The 17,297-nt window shown below is 69.4% G+C and carries 17 protein-coding genes; 5 read left to right on the top strand and 12 right to left on the bottom strand.

From position 1 onward, the window contains the following. Nucleotides 1-87: 87 nt before the first annotated feature. The 5 genes from tatA to ACTRO_RS02275 all read right to left on the bottom strand — a co-directional run bounded on the left by tatA (nt 88) and on the right by ACTRO_RS02275 (nt 4,267). Nucleotides 88-357, bottom strand: coding sequence for a Sec-independent protein translocase subunit TatA (gene tatA / locus ACTRO_RS02295; RefSeq protein WP_034260803.1), 270 nt, complete (start codon nt 355-357; stop codon nt 88-90). Between the two features lie 46 nt (nt 358-403). Then, nucleotides 404-1,129 carry a class F sortase gene (locus tag ACTRO_RS02290; protein WP_084315898.1) on the bottom strand — a complete coding sequence of 242 codons (726 nt, stop codon included), beginning with the start codon at nt 1,127-1,129 and terminating at the stop codon, nt 404-406. A 105-nt stretch (nt 1,130-1,234) separates the two neighbouring features. Then, entirely contained in the window at nt 1,235-2,869 is a 1,635-nt protein-coding gene (locus tag ACTRO_RS02285; protein ID WP_063627912.1) for a DUF4331 domain-containing protein, read from the bottom strand. Between the two features lie 81 nt (nt 2,870-2,950). Next, nucleotides 2,951-3,259 (bottom strand): twin-arginine translocation signal domain-containing protein, encoded by a 309-nt coding sequence (locus ACTRO_RS02280; protein WP_169739794.1) that lies wholly within the window; start codon nt 3,257-3,259, stop codon nt 2,951-2,953. Between the two features lie 507 nt (nt 3,260-3,766). Beyond that, on the bottom strand, nt 3,767-4,267 hold the full coding sequence (locus tag ACTRO_RS02275) for a hypothetical protein (RefSeq protein ID WP_157435656.1): 501 nt from the start codon (nt 4,265-4,267) through the stop codon (nt 3,767-3,769). Nucleotides 4,268-4,441: 174 nt separating this feature from the next. On the opposite strand from ACTRO_RS02275, the gene ACTRO_RS02270 reads away from it, so the two are divergent. Continuing rightward, nucleotides 4,442-4,891 (top strand): hypothetical protein, encoded by a 450-nt coding sequence (locus ACTRO_RS02270; protein WP_034260799.1) that lies wholly within the window; start codon nt 4,442-4,444, stop codon nt 4,889-4,891. After that, entirely contained in the window at nt 4,888-5,232 is a 345-nt protein-coding gene (locus ACTRO_RS02265; protein ID WP_211244056.1) for a transcriptional regulator, read from the top strand. Before ACTRO_RS02270 ends, ACTRO_RS02265 begins: the two co-directional genes overlap by 4 nt. A gap of 408 nt (nt 5,233-5,640) precedes the next feature. On the opposite strand, the gene ACTRO_RS02260 is transcribed toward ACTRO_RS02265, so the two are convergent. After that, the gene (locus tag ACTRO_RS02260; RefSeq protein WP_034260797.1) at nt 5,641-6,168 is read right to left on the bottom strand and encodes a nucleotidyltransferase domain-containing protein; all 528 of its coding nucleotides are present in this window, start codon (nt 6,166-6,168) and stop codon (nt 5,641-5,643) included. A gap of 1,129 nt (nt 6,169-7,297) precedes the next feature. Here ACTRO_RS02260 and ACTRO_RS49385 point away from each other — a divergent pair. Together ACTRO_RS49385 and ACTRO_RS02250 are read left to right on the top strand one after the other, a co-directional pair. Continuing rightward, complete coding sequence (locus ACTRO_RS49385) at nt 7,298-8,443, top strand: cellulose binding domain-containing protein (RefSeq protein ID WP_084315897.1); 1,146 nt, start codon at nt 7,298-7,300, stop codon at nt 8,441-8,443. Between the two features lie 261 nt (nt 8,444-8,704). Then, nucleotides 8,705-9,484 (top strand): hypothetical protein, encoded by a 780-nt coding sequence (locus ACTRO_RS02250; RefSeq protein ID WP_211244055.1) that lies wholly within the window; start codon nt 8,705-8,707, stop codon nt 9,482-9,484. Nucleotides 9,485-9,765: 281 nt separating this feature from the next. Here the strand turns inward: ACTRO_RS02250 and ACTRO_RS02245 are convergent, their stop codons facing one another. The 3 genes from ACTRO_RS02245 to ACTRO_RS02235 form a co-directional block, all read right to left on the bottom strand. Next, complete coding sequence (locus ACTRO_RS02245; RefSeq protein ID WP_051450179.1) at nt 9,766-10,317, bottom strand: GNAT family N-acetyltransferase; 552 nt, start codon at nt 10,315-10,317, stop codon at nt 9,766-9,768. 209 nt (nt 10,318-10,526) lie between these two features. Then, complete coding sequence (locus ACTRO_RS02240) at nt 10,527-13,439, bottom strand: FtsX-like permease family protein (protein ID WP_034260793.1); 2,913 nt, start codon at nt 13,437-13,439, stop codon at nt 10,527-10,529. After that, entirely contained in the window at nt 13,439-13,942 is a 504-nt protein-coding gene (locus tag ACTRO_RS02235) for a S26 family signal peptidase (RefSeq protein ID WP_051450178.1), read from the bottom strand. Before ACTRO_RS02235 ends, ACTRO_RS02240 begins: the two co-directional genes overlap by 1 nt. A 152-nt stretch (nt 13,943-14,094) precedes the next feature. Here ACTRO_RS02235 and ACTRO_RS02230 point away from each other — a divergent pair, with 152 nt between their 5' ends. Next, nucleotides 14,095-14,283 carry a hypothetical protein gene (locus ACTRO_RS02230; RefSeq protein ID WP_034260791.1) on the top strand — a complete coding sequence of 63 codons (189 nt, stop codon included), beginning with the start codon at nt 14,095-14,097 and terminating at the stop codon, nt 14,281-14,283. A gap of 58 nt (nt 14,284-14,341) precedes the next feature. Here the strand turns inward: ACTRO_RS02230 and ACTRO_RS02225 are convergent, their stop codons facing one another. From ACTRO_RS02225 to ACTRO_RS02215, 3 genes are read right to left on the bottom strand one after another with little or no spacing between them, the layout of a single operon-like run. Beyond that, nucleotides 14,342-16,201: an ABC transporter ATP-binding protein gene (locus ACTRO_RS02225; protein ID WP_051450177.1), complete on the bottom strand. Its 1,860-nt coding sequence runs from the start codon at nt 16,199-16,201 to the stop codon at nt 14,342-14,344. Then, nucleotides 16,198-16,743, bottom strand: a complete 546-nt coding sequence (locus ACTRO_RS02220; protein WP_051450176.1) for a TlpA family protein disulfide reductase — start codon at nt 16,741-16,743, stop codon at nt 16,198-16,200. Before ACTRO_RS02220 ends, ACTRO_RS02225 begins: the two co-directional genes overlap by 4 nt. Beyond that, on the bottom strand, nt 16,740-17,297 hold the full coding sequence (locus ACTRO_RS02215; RefSeq protein WP_157435655.1) for a MauE/DoxX family redox-associated membrane protein: 558 nt from the start codon (nt 17,295-17,297) through the stop codon (nt 16,740-16,742). The genes ACTRO_RS02220 and ACTRO_RS02215 overlap by 4 nt, the downstream gene beginning before the upstream one ends.

Raw genomic sequence — 17,297 nt, 5'->3', positions numbered from 1 at the left:
AGGTGCGGGGATGTGGCCGCACTTCGATCCGGGGTACGCGGTCTCCCGGGCGGCGGAACGGCGCGCGCTCGCGGCGGGTTCGAGGTCTCATTCACGTGAGGTGTTCGGGTTCGGTCGGCTGGACGGTTCCTGGGTGTGGTCCGCTTGACCGCCCTCACGCGCCGAGCTCAGGATCGGCGCGGGGGCGGCGGGATCCGCCTCGCCGTCTTGGCCGGCGGCCTTCATCTCGGACTTGAAGATCCGCAGGGACTGGCCGATCGAACGGGCCGAGTCGGGCAGCTTGCGCGCACCGAACAGCACCACGGCCAGCCCCAGGATGATGAGGATGTGCCAGCCTTCGAATGCGCGCAGGAACATCGTTCCTCTCCTTGGGGTCGGTCGGTCAAAGCGGAAGGCGCCGCCCTCAGCGAGGACGTGGGCCCGCTGCCGGGCGCGAAGCCGCGGCTTTCACGCCCTGAGCTCCGGGTGGGCGCAGGGTCGCGAAGGCGATGGTGTTACCGACGTACTTGTGTTCGGCTGAGTCCCAGCTGCCGCACGTGATCAGTCGCAGTTGGGCGGTGCCGTCGGTGGGGCCGTACACCTCGTCCGTCGGGAAGTCGCTTTTGGGGAACTCGCGCACGGCGTCGGTGGTGAACGTGGCAGTCGATCCGTCTTCGAGCGTGACGAGGATCTCGGCTCCCGGCTCGAGTTCCCCGAGCCGGTAGAAGACCGCTGGGCCGGTGCTGACGAAGTCGACGTGGCCGAGCAGGACGGACGCGCCGACCTGGCCGGGCATGGCCGAGCCGTCGTACCAGCCGGCATCGTTCGGTTTGCCGGGGACCTCGACGGTGCGGTCTGGGTTCAAGCCGAGCGTGTCGATGACCGCGTCCACGCCGATTGAGGGGATGCGCAGCCGGGTCGGCGGCGACGCCGGCAAGGTCCGCAGCGACGCGGTCGGATTCGGGCGCGCGGAGCGGGCAGCCGGATGGAGCGTTCCGGCCTGCGCGGCTGTGGGCTGCACGGGCGGCGTCGGGGCAGAAACCAGCGCATAAGCGATGGCGCCAGAGCCCCCGACGGCCAGCAGCGCGGAGAGCAGACCGAGCACGAGACCGCTCGAGGGACGGAGCAGACGGCTGCCGTGACATCTCATGCGTCGCGCTCCGATTCTCGAGCCTGATCCGTACGGCCGGCCGCGTCCGGGGAAGCGGCCGGCCGTACGGATCGGGATGGTCGATGACTGACCATCCAGCAGGTGTCAGCCCTTGTCCACGTCGAAAGCGGCCGAACCGATGCCCGTAGCCGCCGCGGTGTCGGCCTCGGTGTGACGGCCTGCGCGCTGATGCGCCACGGCGGCGATCGCGGCGGCCGACCCGAGCGCGGCAGCGCCGCCGACCAGCGTCTTCTTGTCGACTCCGGCCTCTGTCGCGCCGTCGCCGGTGCCAGGCGCGCCCGCCGGGGTCTGGCTGAGGTCCGGCGCCGGATCGTTGTTGTCCGGGTTGAAGAACCCGGAGTGCGGCGTTCCGAGGTACGGGAAGCAGGGCAGGTAGTGCACCGTGTTCTCGGCCGTCACGTCCGTGTTGCTGGACGTCAGGCCCTGCGTGATCTCGCCCGCCGCGGCGTCCGGGGTGAACGTCTTGTCGACCAGAGCGTAGGTCAGGCCGGCCAGAGCGCGCAGCTCGATCGTGGTCACGTCGTCGAAGACGCGGCGGCCGTTGGGGAACCCGGCCGGGTCCATACCGAGCAGGCCGAGGTTGCTCGGCTTGTGGCGGGTCGGCGGGATCGCCATGTTCAGACGCAGCAGGTCGGCCTGCGTCGGACCGGTGAAGTTCTGGAACCCCGGCACGATGCCGGCAGGCAGGCCGGTCAGCAGGATCGCGATGATGTCGGTGCGCGGCTTGCCGGACGTGTCGAGCGTCTCGAGGTTCGGGAAGACGCCCGGGTAGAGCGGCGTCAGCAGCCCGGAGAGCTCAGGGTTCGAGTAGTGCGAGACGAACTGCTTGTCGTCGGCCGGGCGCTGGCTGTTCCAGCGGTCCTTCTGCCCGATCGGGATGATCACCTCGTTGATCAGCGGGTTGCCGAGGCGGGAGACCTGCACCCAGGGGCCCGAATTGGTCACCGAGCCGTCGTCGTCGTAGACGCGCGAACGCTGCCGGCTCGCCGTGGACCAGACGCCGATGACCGCGTGCGGGTCGGTCACGTCGCTCGGGCAGCGCCCGCCGCGGGCCAGTTCGTCCCGCGGCACCTGCAGCGCGATACTGTGCACGTTCTTCGCCTTGGTGGCGTTGATCCCGCCGCTGGCCGGCATCGTCGAGCCCACATGCAGATTCTGGAACGGCCGCAGGTCGGCGAGGTCGAAGATCGCCCCGAGGTCGACGTAGAAGCCCTCCGCGCGCTGGCCGGTGAACACGGTGTAGCCGCCGCGCAGCCGGTGCACCGCCTCGGCCGCGAGCCGCCCGTAGTCAGGCGTCGAGAGCGGACCGATGTTGCACGGCGGGCACGCGAGGTTCTCGCCGAGCACCTTCGTCTCGTGCGAGCCGTGCTCGACCCGCGTCACACCGGCGAACTGGCGCCGGTTCCAGTTGGGACTGTCGAGCGAGGTGATCTGACCCGTGTTGTAAAGGAACGTGTTCGGGTCGCTGACCGTGGTGGTGAAGCGGAACTGGTAGCTGATGTCGGCGTAGCCGTCGCCGTCGTTGTCGACGTGGATCTCGTAGAGCACGTCGTCGGCGAACTCGAAGAAGTTCGGGCCGCCCGCGGGATCCTCCAACGGCAGGAAGTTCGCGATCAGCGTGACGGTGTCGGGGCGGTCGGGGCTGACGAACGCGTAGAGATCCGTGTTGTCCGCCACCGGGTCGGTGGAGATCTCGGGTGCTTCCCTGTGCGAGGACATGGCGTGTGCAGACTCCGTGAATCATCGGGCCGTGGGTGGGGGGGTGCTTCCGAAAAGGCGCAGCGTGATCAGGCAGCGTGATCAGGCAGCGGGGGCTTGGGCGGCGAGCCGCGTGAGGCGGGCGGCGAGCTTCGGGTCCTTATGGACCACCTCGTGCTCGCCGGACATCACGACGATCTCCCCGGTCGCGGCGTTCTTCACATACGCCACCACCGGGTGGGCCGCAGCCGGGCCGGCCAGGGGCTCGTACTCGTGGCCCTGGCCGGGCTCGGGGCGGGACTGGGGGATCGCCGCGGCGTCGGCCGCGCCGGCCGGCAGCAGCGCGGCGCCCGCCACCGCTCCCGTGATGGTCGCGGACTTCAGGAAACTGCGCCGGGAACGCTCGGTCATGATGGATCCGTCCTCCATGGAATGCGGTCAAGGTGGGTGCGACTTGCCATAACGCCCGGGCGCAGGACCCGGCACGAGGCTCGGGTCGGGCGCACGGGTTCCCGGCGCGGGATGAACCGCGCCATCCATGTGAGGACATTTATGGAATATTCAGCCCGGTCTCGTCCAGCACTGTTCTCTTCGACGCGCCGGGCGGAACCGCGGAATCCCCCGATCGGACGCAGCGGACTGACGAACACGGACGCCGATGGCACGGCGGTACAGCTTCACGCCTGCGACGACTTTGCCTTGCAACAATGGACCACGATCAGCAGACCGGCTAACTCCAAGCGCTGGGCAGATGCCTGGCCGCCGTCGCCCGCCGCTCCGGCACCTCCATCAAGGGCGAGACACCCTCCATGCGCGGAAACAGGGCACTCAAACGCGCCCTGTTCCGCTACGCTCCGATCAGAATCGGGGTCCTGTACCAAGCGCCAGCCTGACGCCCCGGTCGCAGGAGCGGCGGCGTCAACCAGCGTGCGAAGCGTCCTCCTCCTCGCACACCCGCTGATAGGCGTGCCAGAGCCTCACATCCTCCGCATCCCAGACGGACTCGAGCTCGCCGTCATCGAAGACCACGCAGCCGAGCGCACCGGCCAGACGCATGATGCGCCCCACCACGTCATCGCCGCTACCGCGGACGAACAGCCTGATCCACTCGACCGGATCATCCGAGCCGATAGCCAGCTCGATCGACCACGCCGAGGACCGGATCCAGCCATGAGACGGACCCGACAGCTCCGCCCCCGGCTCGATCTCGCGAACCCGTGCCGCGACCTCTTCAGGAGACCCGAGCGGCTCAACCCTGGGTGACTGCCCCGAACGGGACCAGAAGCACAAACGCCCGCACAGCTTGACGAGAACCATACAGGCACCCCCGGCCAAGCCGGCCAGCGCAAGCATGGCGAAGATCCATACGGGCGCCTTCACATCGATGTACTCGTGCCACGCCGCCGGTTTCTCGCGCAACGTCCGGGCCGGAGAGCGCCGTGCTGCCTTTGAAGCACATAGCGATCACGCGGGCGAGTGGGTCGCGGCGGCCGCGGTGGCGGGGCCCCGGGTGGCACAGCATCAGCACCCGACGGCGTGAGTGTCATCCGAGCATCTACTTTCCAAGTGGAAAGTAGATGCTAGAGTGCAAGTATGAGCGACAACCTCGACAGGCGGCTCGCCCTGGACACCGCCCTGACCACCCGCCAGGCCGCGAGCTCCCACCGCGTCCCCACGTGGTTCTCCGTGACTGCCGCCCTGCTCACCTCGGCCGGACTCGCCCTGCTCGGCGCTTCAGATCTCGTCGGCCACGGAAGCGGCAGAGCGATACTCGGTGCGAGCGGGCTCACGCTTCTCCTCATCCAGATCGCACTGTTCGCGGGCCTGTCTTTCCACTGGCGACGCAACGGCGTCATCCCGGATCCCGCGCAGGGCGCCACCGTCAGGCAGCGCTGGAAATGGCTCTGGCTCACCCTGGCCGCCGTGGCCGGCTACGCCACCATCTGGGCAGTCACCGGACGCACAGGCTGGGCCCTGGTCTACGCCGGCGTCGCACTCGGCGCGACAGCCGGCTACGGCCGGCTCGCCCGGCGCAACCGGTGAGCGCCGCGCCCGAGCCCGCCAAGGCCGAGCCCTGCGGTCTCGACGAGGCGTTCGCCACCATGCCGAAGCTCAAACTCGCCGCATTCCTGGCCGGGTGCGCAGAATCAGAATTCGGTGCCATCGTAGAGAACTGCGACATGAGCGCCTCCACCCTGTCCAGGACCGCCACCGCCCAGGAGGAGCTGGGCTACGTGAGAATCCGCAAGGGGCACGTCGGCCGCCGTCCGCGCACCTGGCTTTCGCTGACCCCCAAGGGCCGGACCGCGTTCGAAAAGCACCTGGCGGCACTGGCTCACCTCACCGAACAGGGCCGAGCCCATGACGCCGTCCATTCCCAGTGAACCGCACCGGTCTCCGTCCATGGCCGTCGCTTGCGTCGTAGGCTGCGCAGGTCATCGCTACCGGACAGCAAGCGCAATGCAGTGGGTGGTGTGCTCCCAGCACATGGGAGCAGATGCGCGCGCTGTCGTCGGTCGGCCGTCGCGCCGAGTAATCGCAGGTAACTGTCCCCAGTCTATTGGACTGGGGCCTTTTGTGTCGCCGGCGATTCGCCGTGCCCGGAATTCGATCGCCCTCATGGCGACGAAGTCGCCACGCGCCTCTCCGACACGATGGGCGGGACAGCTCGAACATACGGCCTACGCCTCCATACCGAAGCCAATTGATTCTCTCCTTGCAGACGCGAGAAGGACGACTGCCGAAGGCCACGTCAAGACGGCTCATCGGATTTGGCGGTGCTCACCATTGGGCTAGCTGGTGCGAAAAGGTTCGGGCAGAGGGAACCCGAACCGGGCGCAAAGGTGTGTCACATCAGAGAAGTCAATAGCACGTGGCGTGTACCCAGCGTGGCATCGCAGTGACCATTCAGGGGTCTCACAGCGCACGACCTTGTCGAGGATCTGGCCTTCGCCACCGAGGTCGGCCATGGTGAAGCGGTATGCGTCCAACACGCTGCCGTAGTGAACGGCTCCGTCGGCGAGTTCCTCGTACAAGTGAAGATCGACCCGGAGGTTCTCACCGTCGTGCAGCACGAAGTTCCATGGCCGGTCACCGCCCCAGGGGAGCACTCGGTCGATGCCGAGCTGCGAAAAGGCGGCGATCAAGGGATCGAGGTCAGCTGCTGGAAGCCAGAGGTCGAGGTCGGAATGCTCGCGCGTCTGCATGCCCATCAACGCGTCAACGGCCCATCCGCCACCGATGCAGGCTCGTACTTCGTGAGAGTCAAGCTCCGCGATCACTGACAATGCCGACTCGGCTGTCATGACGTGCTTGTGCATCCGCCGCCTCGATCTGCTGGTGATCCTCTGAACGATGACGCTGCGTCGTGGGAGACCGCGCGATCCTCGGATGCTCCGCGTCATCGGATCCTACCGTCCGCTGCAAACGCTGTTCGAGAGGTTTTGCGCCCTTCGAACTATGGTTCCGTCAGGGAGTTGAGATTTTTCGGGGTTGGCTGTGGCGTCCGCTGGTTCGGGTCGTGAGGTGGCGGCCTCGGGCGCGGGGTGTGGTGGCGGCCCGGGCGCGTAGTCGCTGTTTTCGTGCCGTGTAGAGCGAGCAGGTCCGTCAGGTCTTCTTTGCAGGGTCACGCCCGCAGGATCGGATCGCCGATCTTCTTCGGCAGAGCCCGCAGGGCGTCGATCATCGGGTCCAGGTGCTTGTCAAGGTCGATGAGCCGTCAAGACCCGTACCGACGCAGGACACTGCGAGCGCTACACCGCTTACCACAACGACCGTGCGACCGAGAAGTCCGCCGGGACCTTCAGCGTGCGCCATGAGGCCGAAAGTGCCTGGCGCCGCCGGGAACGCCAACTCCAGCAGGAACGCCGCACCCGCCAGAGCGCAGGCCGGCGCAGCATCGCCGACCATACCGCTACCTGGTTCCCCGCCCACGTCTGCGAGGCCACCGCCCGCCAGCCCAACGGATGGCCTCCGACGAAATTTTCACCTGCACTCTCACATCGCCGACAGCCGCGCCCACGCGTCGGCGCCTGAGGCGGCGCTGCTGAACAGCCGTGCGCCGCAGATCGCCCGTCGTAGCGATCTCGGAGCGGGTTCGAGCGGTCGGGGATCGGCATTGCGGGTGCCAGTGCGGATTTATACGGTGCCCACGTCGTCGTCCGAGGGCCGCGCTCTCCGTTCGCGGCGATACCGCCCGGAGCGCGCACCCGGGACAGTTCGCCGTGGCCATCCACCGCGAGGGCTCGTGTTAGCGCTCACACTGGAGGCTTTCGTGCTCTCTCCACGAAGTCGCACGGCCGTCGCGACCGGAAATTTCGCCGGCACGGCGGCCCGAACCAACTGGCCATCCTCGGCGGCAACGCCCGGTTCGGCAGCCGCGAACATCGTCGAACGCAGCTGGCTACGGCCACTGACTCCCAGGACACTGAGACAGGATCGAGAACACACATGCAGACGAACAGGCAGAGACGATGGATCGCGGCCGCGCTCGCCCCGGCGCTGGCCGTCGCGCTCGCCATGACGGGAGCCGCGACACGCTCGAGCACCGCGAGCGCCGCCTCCACCGACCCGGTCAAGGTCATGCCGCTCGGCGACTCGATCACCGACGGATACACCACGGCGGGCGGATACCGCACCGGCCTGTGCCAGCGCCTCCAGACCGGCGGATACAACGTCCAGTTCGTCGGATCGCTCGCCAGCGGCCCGGCCATCGCGTGCTCCAACTACGACGAAGGACTCATCGGCTGGCGGATCGACCAGATCGACGCGGACATCGTCGGCTGGCTCAACTCCACCCAGCCGCACACGATCCTGCTGCACATCGGGACCAACGACATCCTGCAGAACTACGACGTCGCCAACGCCCCGAGCCGGCTGTCCACGCTCATCGACCACATCACCACCACCCTGCCGAGCGCGGAGGTGTTCGTCGCGCAGATCACTCCGTTGAGCAGCTACAACGCCCAGGTGCAAACCTTCAACGCCGCCATCCCCGGCATCGTGGCAAGCAAGGACGCTGCGGGCAAGCACGTGCACCTGGTCGACATGTACGACGCGTTGACCACCTCCGACCTGACCGACGGCATCCACCCCACGGCGGCCGGCTACGACAAGATGGCCGCGACCTGGTACAAGGCGCTGCTCACCGTACCCGGTAGCATCGGCAACCCCGCGCAGGCGAGTTCGAGCCCGTCGGCATCCGCATCCACCTCCGCGTCGGCACCAGCATCCGCACCCGCATCGCCGTCTGCATCCGCATCGGGCACCGGCCCGGCCGGGGCATGCAAGGTCTCTGACACGATCGACGCCTGGAACACCGGCCTGACCGAGAACATCACCGTCACGAACACCGGCAGCAGCACCGTCAACGGCTGGAAACTGACCTTCACCCTGGCGTCCGGACAGACCGTGACCAACGTGTGGAACGCCACGATCACCCCGTCCAGCGGCACGGTCAGCGCCACCAACCTGAGCTACAACGCCTCGCTCGCGCCCGGCGGCAGCGCCAGCTTCGGATTCCAGGCCAACCACACCGGCAACACCACACCGCCACCCACCTTCACCCTTAACGGCAGTACCTGCGTTGCCGGCTGACGGCACTCGTCCGACTTCAAATTCCTGACGTGCGACTGGGGCGTCGGGTGCGACGGCGCTCACCTGTTGGCCGGTCGAGGCCCGATCTTCGCCGCCAGCCCGAGGCCTTCCTGCCCCCGGCGGAGCTGAAACAGGATTCTGACCAACCCCGGCCACCTGGCCGAAGCCTGGATGTTAGCGACGTGAAAGCCGGATGTTAGCGGGGCTTGGGATGGTCGGTCCGGGCACGACCCGTGCCTCACCCACCCAACGGAGGTTCCCATGAAGCTCTCCGCCATGCGGCACATCGGCGTCAGGTCCAGCCGCGTCCTCGCGGTCGGGGCGAGCGTCACCACGCTCGTCCTCGCCGCCGCCGGAACGGCGCTGGCTGCATCCGGCACGGTGCACACCGACTCCGGGGAGTCGGTGAACGTGCACTCCGGCCCGCACACGTCCGCCGCAGTCGTGGCGTCGGTGGCGAACGGTGCCGGCGTCACGATCTCCTGTCAGACCTACGGCGACACGGTCACCGGCAAGTACGGCACCAGCGACATCTGGGACAAGATCTCCACCGGCTACATCACCGACACTTACGTCTACACCGGCTCCGACGGCCTGGTCGCTCCGCTGTGCAGTGGAACGACCGCGCCGACCTGCTCGATCTCAGGCCTCGGCGACCCGAACACCTGCGCCCAGGCGGTGGCGTGGGCCAAGGCGCACGAGTCGACGGCGTACAACGCGAGCTACTTCGGCATGTGCGATCACGTGATGGCTCTGGCCTACGGCTTCGCCAACTCCGGGTCGAACACCGCGTACGACCACTGGCTCGCCGTCCCGGCGAAGTACAAGCACGCCGGCGAGACCTCCGTGCCTGCAGGCGGACTCGCGTTCTTCGGCGGAGGCGACGGCCACGTCATGATCTCCATCGGCGGCGGCAAGTTCGTGTCCACCGACATCGGCGGCAACGGCACCTTCACCGTGACCACGATCGCGGCGGTCAAGAGCGCCTGGGGTAAGACGTACCTGGGATGGACCGAGCCCTGGTTCCAGGTCAACCACTGAGCATCAAAGGCGTCAGACGTCGAACTCCCGTCTCTCCGGCATCCGCCGGGGGCGGGAGTTCGACGTGCCGGGGGTCAGTGGATCTGTTCCGTCGCCGGGGCCGGGCGCGGCCGAGGCGGAACTGCGCCCGGCAGTGAATGAGCGCTGCTTTGACGCGCGCTTCGGGTGCTGTGTGTGGGCGATTGCCGAGCTCGGCGAGCGTCGTGACGACCTGCCGCCGAGCAGTAAGGCGTGGTGAGCCGATGAGCGCGCGGAAGTCGGCTACCGCCGGCCGCACCTGCTCAACCGGCGGGGTGATCGGGATCCGCGTCGGTGGCCAGGCGCGCGTGCAGCTCGACGTCGTAGCGCACGCCGTCATACTCCAACTTCTGCCGTTCAAGCCCTTCGACCGCGAAACCGGCAGCCCTGGCCACCGCACAGGAAGCGGGATTATTGACCCGATGGCCGAGCTCCAGCCGGAACAGACCGGCCTCGTCGAAAGCCCAACGTGCCAGAACCCTGCAAGCGCGCGAGGCGGCACCGGTCCCCCGAACCGCCGGGGTGATCCAGTACGAGACCCACCCGGTCGCGTGACGCCGATCGATCGCGCCCACGGCCACGTTGCCGACCGCGACGTCCTGCCGGTCGGCGATCGCGAAGGAGAACGAAGAACCCTGACGCCAGCGCTCGTCCTGATCAACGAGCCAACGTTCCGCAGCCTCCTGCGATACCGGCGGCTCAGCAGACTGCCCGCGCATCAGAGGATCCGCGAACGCGCTCGCGACCGCCCGGGCATCCCGTTCCGACCAACGGCGAAGCCACAGCCCGCCCGGCACTTCCAACCGATCACGCACGAAACGCAGTGTCCCACGCCTCACGGCCGGCCGAGACGCGGCCAGACATCTCGCCGATCGCGTGCGGCAGTGGCATGCCGTCGCAGCCGACGCCGTGCGTGGGCTAGATGCGCACGCCTGCAGCGTAGTGGCGTGAGGCAGCGCCGCTGGTAAGGGTGAGTGAGCGCGGGAACCTACTCATGAAGGAACGGGCCCCTGCCCCGGACTTCTCACTCTGCCAGGAGCGCGGACGGCGTGAGCCGGCCGAGGGTGCGCGCCGGGAGGAAGGCACAGCCGAGTGCGAGGGCGCCGGCAACGAGCGCCGTGCCGAGCGTCCAGGCGAGCAGGGTGCCGGACAGACCCCCGGAGATCACGCCGAGCACGGCGGCGGCGCTCAGGGCCCCGAGGCCCGCCCCGAGCCAGCACACGAGCGCGGCCTCGCACAGCACGAGGCGGCTGAGAGCGCGATCCGGCCAGCCGACCGCCTGCAGGAGCGCGAATTCGCCCGCGCGCTCGCGGATGCCGGTGTAGATCACGTCGGCGACGGACGCCGCGCCCAGCAGCATCGTCACAGCCGCGGCGGCGTAGTCGGAGGCGTGTATCTGCACCACGGCCGCGTTGCCCAGGAGCGTTCCCGTGACCGTGCCGTGGAAGGCGCCTTGGATGCCGGCGAGGGCGACCACCGTACCGGTGCCCACCGCGAGGGCGAGCGCCGCGGTGACGGTGCGCCCGGGCGAGCGCCGGGCTGCGGCGAAGGCGAGAGATCGCAGGCTGTTGACGCCGCGTGCGCGGGCTCGCGGCGCGGCCACCGCAGGCGCGACGGCGCTGCCGGGATGCGAGCGCGCGGCCCGCACCGCCGGCCGGAGTCCGGCCAGCGCGGCGAGCAGGGCGGTACCCGGGATCGCGAGCAGCGCGCGGCCGGGGCCGAGCGGCAGCCCGCTGACCGCCTCGGCGCCGAGCGCGACGCAGCAGCCGCCGGCTCCCGCCGCGAGCCCGACGAACACCACCTCGCTCAGGATCAGCGCGAACAGCCGCCGCGCCCGCCAGCCCACGCAGGCGAGGACGGCGAGTTCGCTGCGTCTGCCGCGCACCGCGGCGTCGGTCGCCGAGGCGGCGAAGACCACGCAGACCGCGAGCATCAGCCAGGAGAGGATGAGCGACTTCTCATCGGCCGCCGCGACGACGAGGGCCGCGACGCCCTTGCGCGTCCACAGCTCGCTGAGCAGCAGTTGCGGCCGGCCGTAGTTGCCCGCCGGGTCGGTGACGGCGACGGGCTGCGGCGAGGAGCCCATCGTCACGTCGACCTGGAGCCCCGTGCGCTGGTGGATCTCCTCGGCGACGTTCTCGAGCCGCGCCTTCGAGGCGGCGTCGATGCCCAGGTCGCCGGTGAGCCGCACCCGGATCGCGCTGATCGGCGCGTCCGGGTCGATGCCGGTGTTGTAGGCACCGCTCGTCTGGTAGTTCCCGGTGTCCTCCAGCGTCGAGAGGGAGGAGAGCGTCGTGATGATCGAGGGGGCGGTGGAGAGCAGGCCGGCCACGTTCCCGTTCGGTTCCAACGCCTGCCCGCCGAGCGCCGCGCTGGAAGCGGGATCAGCACCCTGCGCCGACTGGGAGGAATAGGTCTGCATCGGCACCGATCCCAGGCTCGTCGACGCGCTCGGGAGCTTCGAGGAGTCGAACGTGCCCTGGATGTCGAAGGCGACCTGCTGGCCCGGGCCGATCTCGGTCTGGGAGTGGCCCGTCATGCCCCGCACCGAGGTGTCCGGCAGGTCGCCGAGGTCCTGGCCGTTCGTGCCGAGGCCCAGGATCGCCGACATGACCGGATTCAGGTCGCCCCCGAAGCCGTTCGAGACCGTGCCCGCGGCCACCCCCGTCTTGTCGCCACCCGTCACCGCCGACGGCGTGAAGGTGACGGGCGAGGCGGTGAAGTACGACTGAAGCTCCCGACCCGCATTCGGCTCGCTGGGCGGCGTGAAGATGGAATCGGTGCTGAGCGCCTTCACCAGCATGTCATAGCCCTGCTGCGCGCTGATCGTCTGTCCGGCGGCCGGCAGCGGCGTGCCGTGCAGCCCCTTGAACACGTTCAGCAGCCGCCCGGTGTCCTCCCCGGCCGCCACGGCGTCGGCGGCCTGCTGCGGCAACCGGGAGACGGTGAGCGCCAACTGCTCCTGCATCGCGGAGTTCTTCGCGATCAGCGCGGGCACGTTCGTCCAGAGGAACTGCTGCTTGTCGAGCGGGGGCACGGATCCCGCGAACGGCTGGCTGTTGACCCCGCTCGGTATCGCGGTGGTCGCACCGGTCACGTCGTTGTCCACCGGCTGCTGGGATTCGCCGAGGTAGCTTCCGGACACGAGTGCCCGGCTCAGCCCGGAGAGCCTGGCCTCCTGGACCGGGTCGACGGCCTCGACCAGGACGGGGAACATCCACGTGATGTCGATCATCCCGGTGGGCAGCGCCTGTCCCGAGGTCGAGCCGAAGGACTCCACGGCCTGATCTCCCTTCGGGTTGTACGTATCGACGGTGTTCGTCGATCCGCACGCGAGGTCCGCCAGGAGTGGAGGGTGGTCCGGGGTGAAGGCCGCCGTCGGGGCGCTGCACAGGGAGACGCCGGTCTCGGTCTCGGCGTTGCCGTCGACGCCCTTGAGCGGCTTGTTCGTCACGTAGAGGTAGACGGTCGGGCCGGCCGGTACCTTCGTCAGCCCGTTCTCGGAGATCTGTGTCGCGTCGACCGCGAGCACCTCGCCCGAACTCCCCGACCGCACGTACTTCGACAGGTCGATCGGGATGCTCAGCATCGGCACCTCGTATCCGACCACTGCGACGGGCGCCGCCGCGTAGATGCCGGGGATGGACTCGATCTGGTGCCACTGCGCGAGCGTGATGCCCTCGCTGAGCGCGGTGAGCGACTCGGGGGAGACCAGGTCCTCCTTCGCCTCGATCGACGTCTGCGAGCCGGCCGCCCGTACGAGCAGGTCGTAGGCGCCACGGTCGTTCTGCTCGACCATCCCCACCAGGTCGGTGCGCTGGTGGATCGTCGTCGCCGACAGCACGGTGTACGCCGCCACCGACGCCAGCAGCGCCAGCGCCATCGCCGCCGAGCGCCCCTTCTGCCGCCGCAGCTGCGACCTGACGAGCCGGAACATCAGTGCTCTCCCTCGAGCTTGGATCGGAGCCGAAAGCGGGCCTGCCGCGCGACACCCGGCCGACGCGGCATGCGGGCGAACAGCACGGCGACGGCGCCCTGCCGATCGAAGAATCCGTAGTTGCGTGAGTCGAAGCTGCGCACGCCGTCGCCGAGTACGATCATCTCCCCCTCGGGCACCCGCGCCGACGGGTCGAACTCCCCGCGGGTGCCGTGCAGGCGCACGGGCACCGGATCGCCGGCGAGCGCCGCGACCCGCTTCACCATCAGTCCGCGACCGATCAGCGGTGCCAGGTCACCGGGCTCGATCACCACGATATCGCCGACCGCCAGCCTCCCGGTGCCCCGCCGGGCGAGGAAGCGGTCCCCCTCGGCCAGGGTCGGGAGCATGCTCTCGCCCGACACCGTCACCACCAGCAGCCTGCGCCGCGCCCACGCCCCCGCCGCGGCCACGCAGACGATCGCGGCCACCGTCGGGAGGCCGCTCCGGCCGACGAGTGTCATGGCGCTGAGGGTAGGGAGCGTCCGCACATTTCCGATACAGGACCCGGGCGTGACGTGCGACCGGTCCTATATCGAAGAAGTACATCGCCCGCCTAACGTCGAAATCAGCTCCCTGCCAGGGAGCGGTCATACGAGACATGAAGGAGGTTGCCATGAGCATGATCGGCCGAATCGCGGACCGCGTGGTCAAGGCAGTCGTTCCGCACACCGAGGCCGCCGCTCTGCCGAGCGGCTACTGCGCCCCGGTCCCGGACGGCTACTGCGAGGTCGTGGGTACGTACGAGTGCTGCTGCGTCTGGATGGGCGGCCCGCTCCAGTGGGAGTGCACCAAGAAGAGCTAGTTCCGCTTCTCCGCCGCGTATACGAGGGCGCTCATACCCTCGTATACGCGGCAGGACGCTAAGCCGGCTCGCGCGATTCCAGCGCGGCCGAGTCCACGTAGCCGGCGGCCTGCGTGCGGAACAGCCGGGCGTATCGGCCGTCCAGGCCCATCAGCTCCTCGTGCCGGCCGTATTCGACGACCACCCCGCCTTCCACGACGGCGACGGCGTCCATGGCCCGCATCACGCTGAGCCGGTGTGAGATCACAATGCTCGATCTGCCTCGCCGCAGACTCAGCATCCGCTGCTGCACCGCGTACTCGGCCTCGGCGTCGAGACCCGTGCTGGGCTCGTCCAGGATCATGAGGCCGACGTCCTCGCGCAGGAAGGCCCGGGCCAGGGCGACCGCCTGCCACTGGCCACCCGAGAGCATCACGCCGGTCCCCGGGTCCTCCTTGTCGGAGCGGCTCGTGAAGATCCTCGTCAGCATCGTGTCGTAGCCTCGAGGCAGCCGCTCCAGCGCGTTGTGCGCGCCCCCTCGGCGAGCGGCCTCGCGGATCGACTCCCCGTCGTTCGACGCCGGATCCACCTCGCGCAGCGCGATGTTCTCAGCCGCGGTCAGGTCGTACTGGACGTGGTCCTGGAAGACCGCGCTGATCCGGCGGCGCAGCGCCCGCGGATCCATCCTCCGGACGTCCACACCGTCCCAGAGCACTGATCCGCGCACCGGCTCGTAGAGCCGGCAGATCAGCTTGATCAGGGTGCTCTTGCCCGCACCGTTGAGCCCCACGAGACCGAGCGACTCGCCCGCCGGGATGCGCAGGTCGACGCCCTTGAGGACCCAGGGCTGGTCGTCGGCGTAGCGGAACCAGACATCGCGCAGTTCGATGGCGTCGCTCAGCCGTGCGGTCTCGATCGCGCCGGTGGCCTGGCCCTGATCCGCGGCGTCGGCCACCAGGCGCCGGTAATCGCCGAACACGATCAGCCGCTGTTGCACGCCCGCCGCTCCCTGGACCGCCGAGGACAGCGCGCCGAGCAGGGTCGTGATCGCCACCGCGAAGACGGAGACGTCGCCCGCCGTCAGCCGTCCGTGCTGGGCCGAGCTGACGACCAACGCGAGACCTGTGACGGTGATGGCGCCGCTGAGCGTCGCCAACGCGAGCTGGACCCGGGCCTCGCGCAGGTCCAACCGGCGCTGCAGGGTGTTGACCGCCTCGCGGGCGCCCAGCATGCGGCCGCGCAGGAAGGGCCCGCTGCCGAACACGCGCGACTCCTTGCCCGCGGAGGAGTCCACGAGCAGGCGTGCGAACGCGTACTCGCGTCGTTGCAGCGGCGCCATCTCCGCGGCGCCGCGTGCGCGCCGTCGGGCCAGGGCCATCTGCGCCGACAGCGCGGGCACCACCGCGAGCAGCACGGTCGCGGCGATCAGCGGGCTGATCGAGAGCAGCACGCCGATCAAGCCCAGCGGCGCGAGCACTCCGGTGGTCAGGCTCGAGAGGTCGCCGGCGAACTGCCCGAAGTTGCGCGCACCCTCCTGCGCGTACTGGATGCGGTCCTGCATCGCCGGCTGCTCGAGCGCCGCGATACCGGTGAACCGGTCGACGGCCTCGTACAGCTCGCGTACGCCGCGCAGCGCCACACGCCGGCCGATCTCGTTGACCAGCAGCCGGGCGACCGGCGAGAGCAGCAGCGCGATCGCGCCGACCATCCCGAGCGCCACCGCGGTGGGCACGGCCGAGCGGGTCGACGCGCCCGGCGCGGCCACGTCGTCGACGAGGTTCTTGCTCAGGCCGGTCGTCAGCGCGGGCACCCCGGCGCCCGCCAGAATCGACGCGGCGTAGCCCGAGGCGAGCGCGGGCGAGGCCCGCCAGATCAGCACGACGGCGTTCGGCAGGTTGCGCAGCTGAGCGAGCCCGGCACGCTCGCGACCGGGTTTCACAGCGCGGCGACCGGCCTCGCGACGGGCGCGCGGACCACGTCCATCGAGCCGCCGCTCGATTCGACGGTTCCGTCGTCGCCGACGAGCAGCAGCGAGGGGAAGCCGGACACGCCGAGAGCGGCGCAGACCGGCCCGCCCATCCTCTCGGTCACCACCCGCGCCACCGGCTCGAGCTGCTCGATGAGCTCGGCGACCTCTGCGGCCTCGCCGGTGGCCACGGCGAGGATACGCCCGGCACCGCCCGGGAACGCGGCGGCGAACTCGAGGAAATCGGGCAGTAGAGCCTTGCACGGCGCGCAGGTCGCGGAGAGGACGGCGACGACCGAGCCGTGCAGGGAACTGCGAGAGACGGGCGCGCCCCCGGTCGACACGGCACTGAACTCGCCGACGCGCTCGCCCACCTCGAGGCGGAGACGACGCGGTGCCCGCTGTCCGGTCGCGTCTGCCTGCTCGCGCAGTCTGCGGATGATCCCCAGGGCGAGCAGCAGGTTGAGCATTCCGAGCGCCGCGAGCAGCACGATCGCTGTCCAGACGAGTTTCATACGTGCTCCAAGGTTCCTCGGGCGGTGGGCGGGATGCGAACGAGCGCGGCCAGGTCCTCGAAGGCGATGACGAGGACGGCGCCGACGACGCCGCAGAAGCCTGCGATCATCACGCCCTGCGCATGCAGCGTCGTCGGGGCGGCCGCCGACGCGATCAGACCGAGCGCGCAGGCGCCGGCGATGACGGCGTTGCGCCCGAGCTGCACCGGGCTGAGCGAGTCCGCGCTCCATTGGCCGAAGCAGCGGCAGGCCGCCGGTGCCGCGTCCCGCCGCAACGCCCTGATCAGGACGAAGCAGAACGCGGTGTCGAGGGCCAGCGCACAGCCGAGCGCGACGTCGTCGGTGCAGCCCACGTCCGGAATCGCGAGCCCGGCGGCGATGGCGGACTCGGCGCCGACGACCGCGTACGCGGCGGCTCTCGCACCGCCCCGGAACCCGGGAACGAGCTGTTGCACCGATCTCGCGAAACCACCGAGGTCGGCCGCCTTCGCGATCGCCGCGACCGCGAAGACCAGGCTGATCAGTATGCGAACACTCAATACGACGTATGCCAT

It is taken from the genome of Actinospica robiniae DSM 44927 (assembly GCF_000504285.1).
Lineage (GTDB): Bacteria > Actinomycetota > Actinomycetes > Streptomycetales > Catenulisporaceae > Actinospica > Actinospica robiniae.
The sequence above is the reverse complement of the archived record's forward strand: the minus strand, read 5'-3'. Positions and strand labels throughout refer to the sequence as shown.

What these genes read in the sequence shown, in the direction of transcription:
- ACTRO_RS02285 (WP_063627912.1), bottom strand. Translation starts at nt 2,869, where the DNA reads ATGTCCTCGCACAGGGAAGCACCCGAGATCTCCACCGACCCGGTGGCG.
- ACTRO_RS02270 (WP_034260799.1), top strand. Translation starts at nt 4,442, where the DNA reads ATGAGCGACAACCTCGACAGGCGGCTCGCCCTGGACACCGCCCTGACC.
- tatA (WP_034260803.1), bottom strand. Translation starts at nt 357, where the DNA reads ATGTTCCTGCGCGCATTCGAAGGCTGGCACATCCTCATCATCCTGGGG.
- ACTRO_RS02290 (WP_084315898.1), bottom strand. Translation starts at nt 1,129, where the DNA reads ATGAGATGTCACGGCAGCCGTCTGCTCCGTCCCTCGAGCGGTCTCGTG.
- ACTRO_RS49385 (WP_084315897.1), top strand. Translation starts at nt 7,298, where the DNA reads ATGCAGACGAACAGGCAGAGACGATGGATCGCGGCCGCGCTCGCCCCG.
- ACTRO_RS02235 (WP_051450178.1), bottom strand. Translation starts at nt 13,942, where the DNA reads ATGACACTCGTCGGCCGGAGCGGCCTCCCGACGGTGGCCGCGATCGTC.
- ACTRO_RS02250 (WP_211244055.1), top strand. Translation starts at nt 8,705, where the DNA reads ATGAAGCTCTCCGCCATGCGGCACATCGGCGTCAGGTCCAGCCGCGTC.
- ACTRO_RS02280 (WP_169739794.1), bottom strand. Translation starts at nt 3,259, where the DNA reads ATGACCGAGCGTTCCCGGCGCAGTTTCCTGAAGTCCGCGACCATCACG.
- ACTRO_RS02220 (WP_051450176.1), bottom strand. Translation starts at nt 16,743, where the DNA reads ATGAAACTCGTCTGGACAGCGATCGTGCTGCTCGCGGCGCTCGGAATG.
- ACTRO_RS02240 (WP_034260793.1), bottom strand. Translation starts at nt 13,439, where the DNA reads ATGTTCCGGCTCGTCAGGTCGCAGCTGCGGCGGCAGAAGGGGCGCTCG.
- ACTRO_RS02215 (WP_157435655.1), bottom strand. Translation starts at nt 17,297, where the DNA reads ATGGCATACGTCGTATTGAGTGTTCGCATACTGATCAGCCTGGTCTTC.
- ACTRO_RS02230 (WP_034260791.1), top strand. Translation starts at nt 14,095, where the DNA reads ATGAGCATGATCGGCCGAATCGCGGACCGCGTGGTCAAGGCAGTCGTT.
- ACTRO_RS02260 (WP_034260797.1), bottom strand. Translation starts at nt 6,168, where the DNA reads ATGCACAAGCACGTCATGACAGCCGAGTCGGCATTGTCAGTGATCGCG.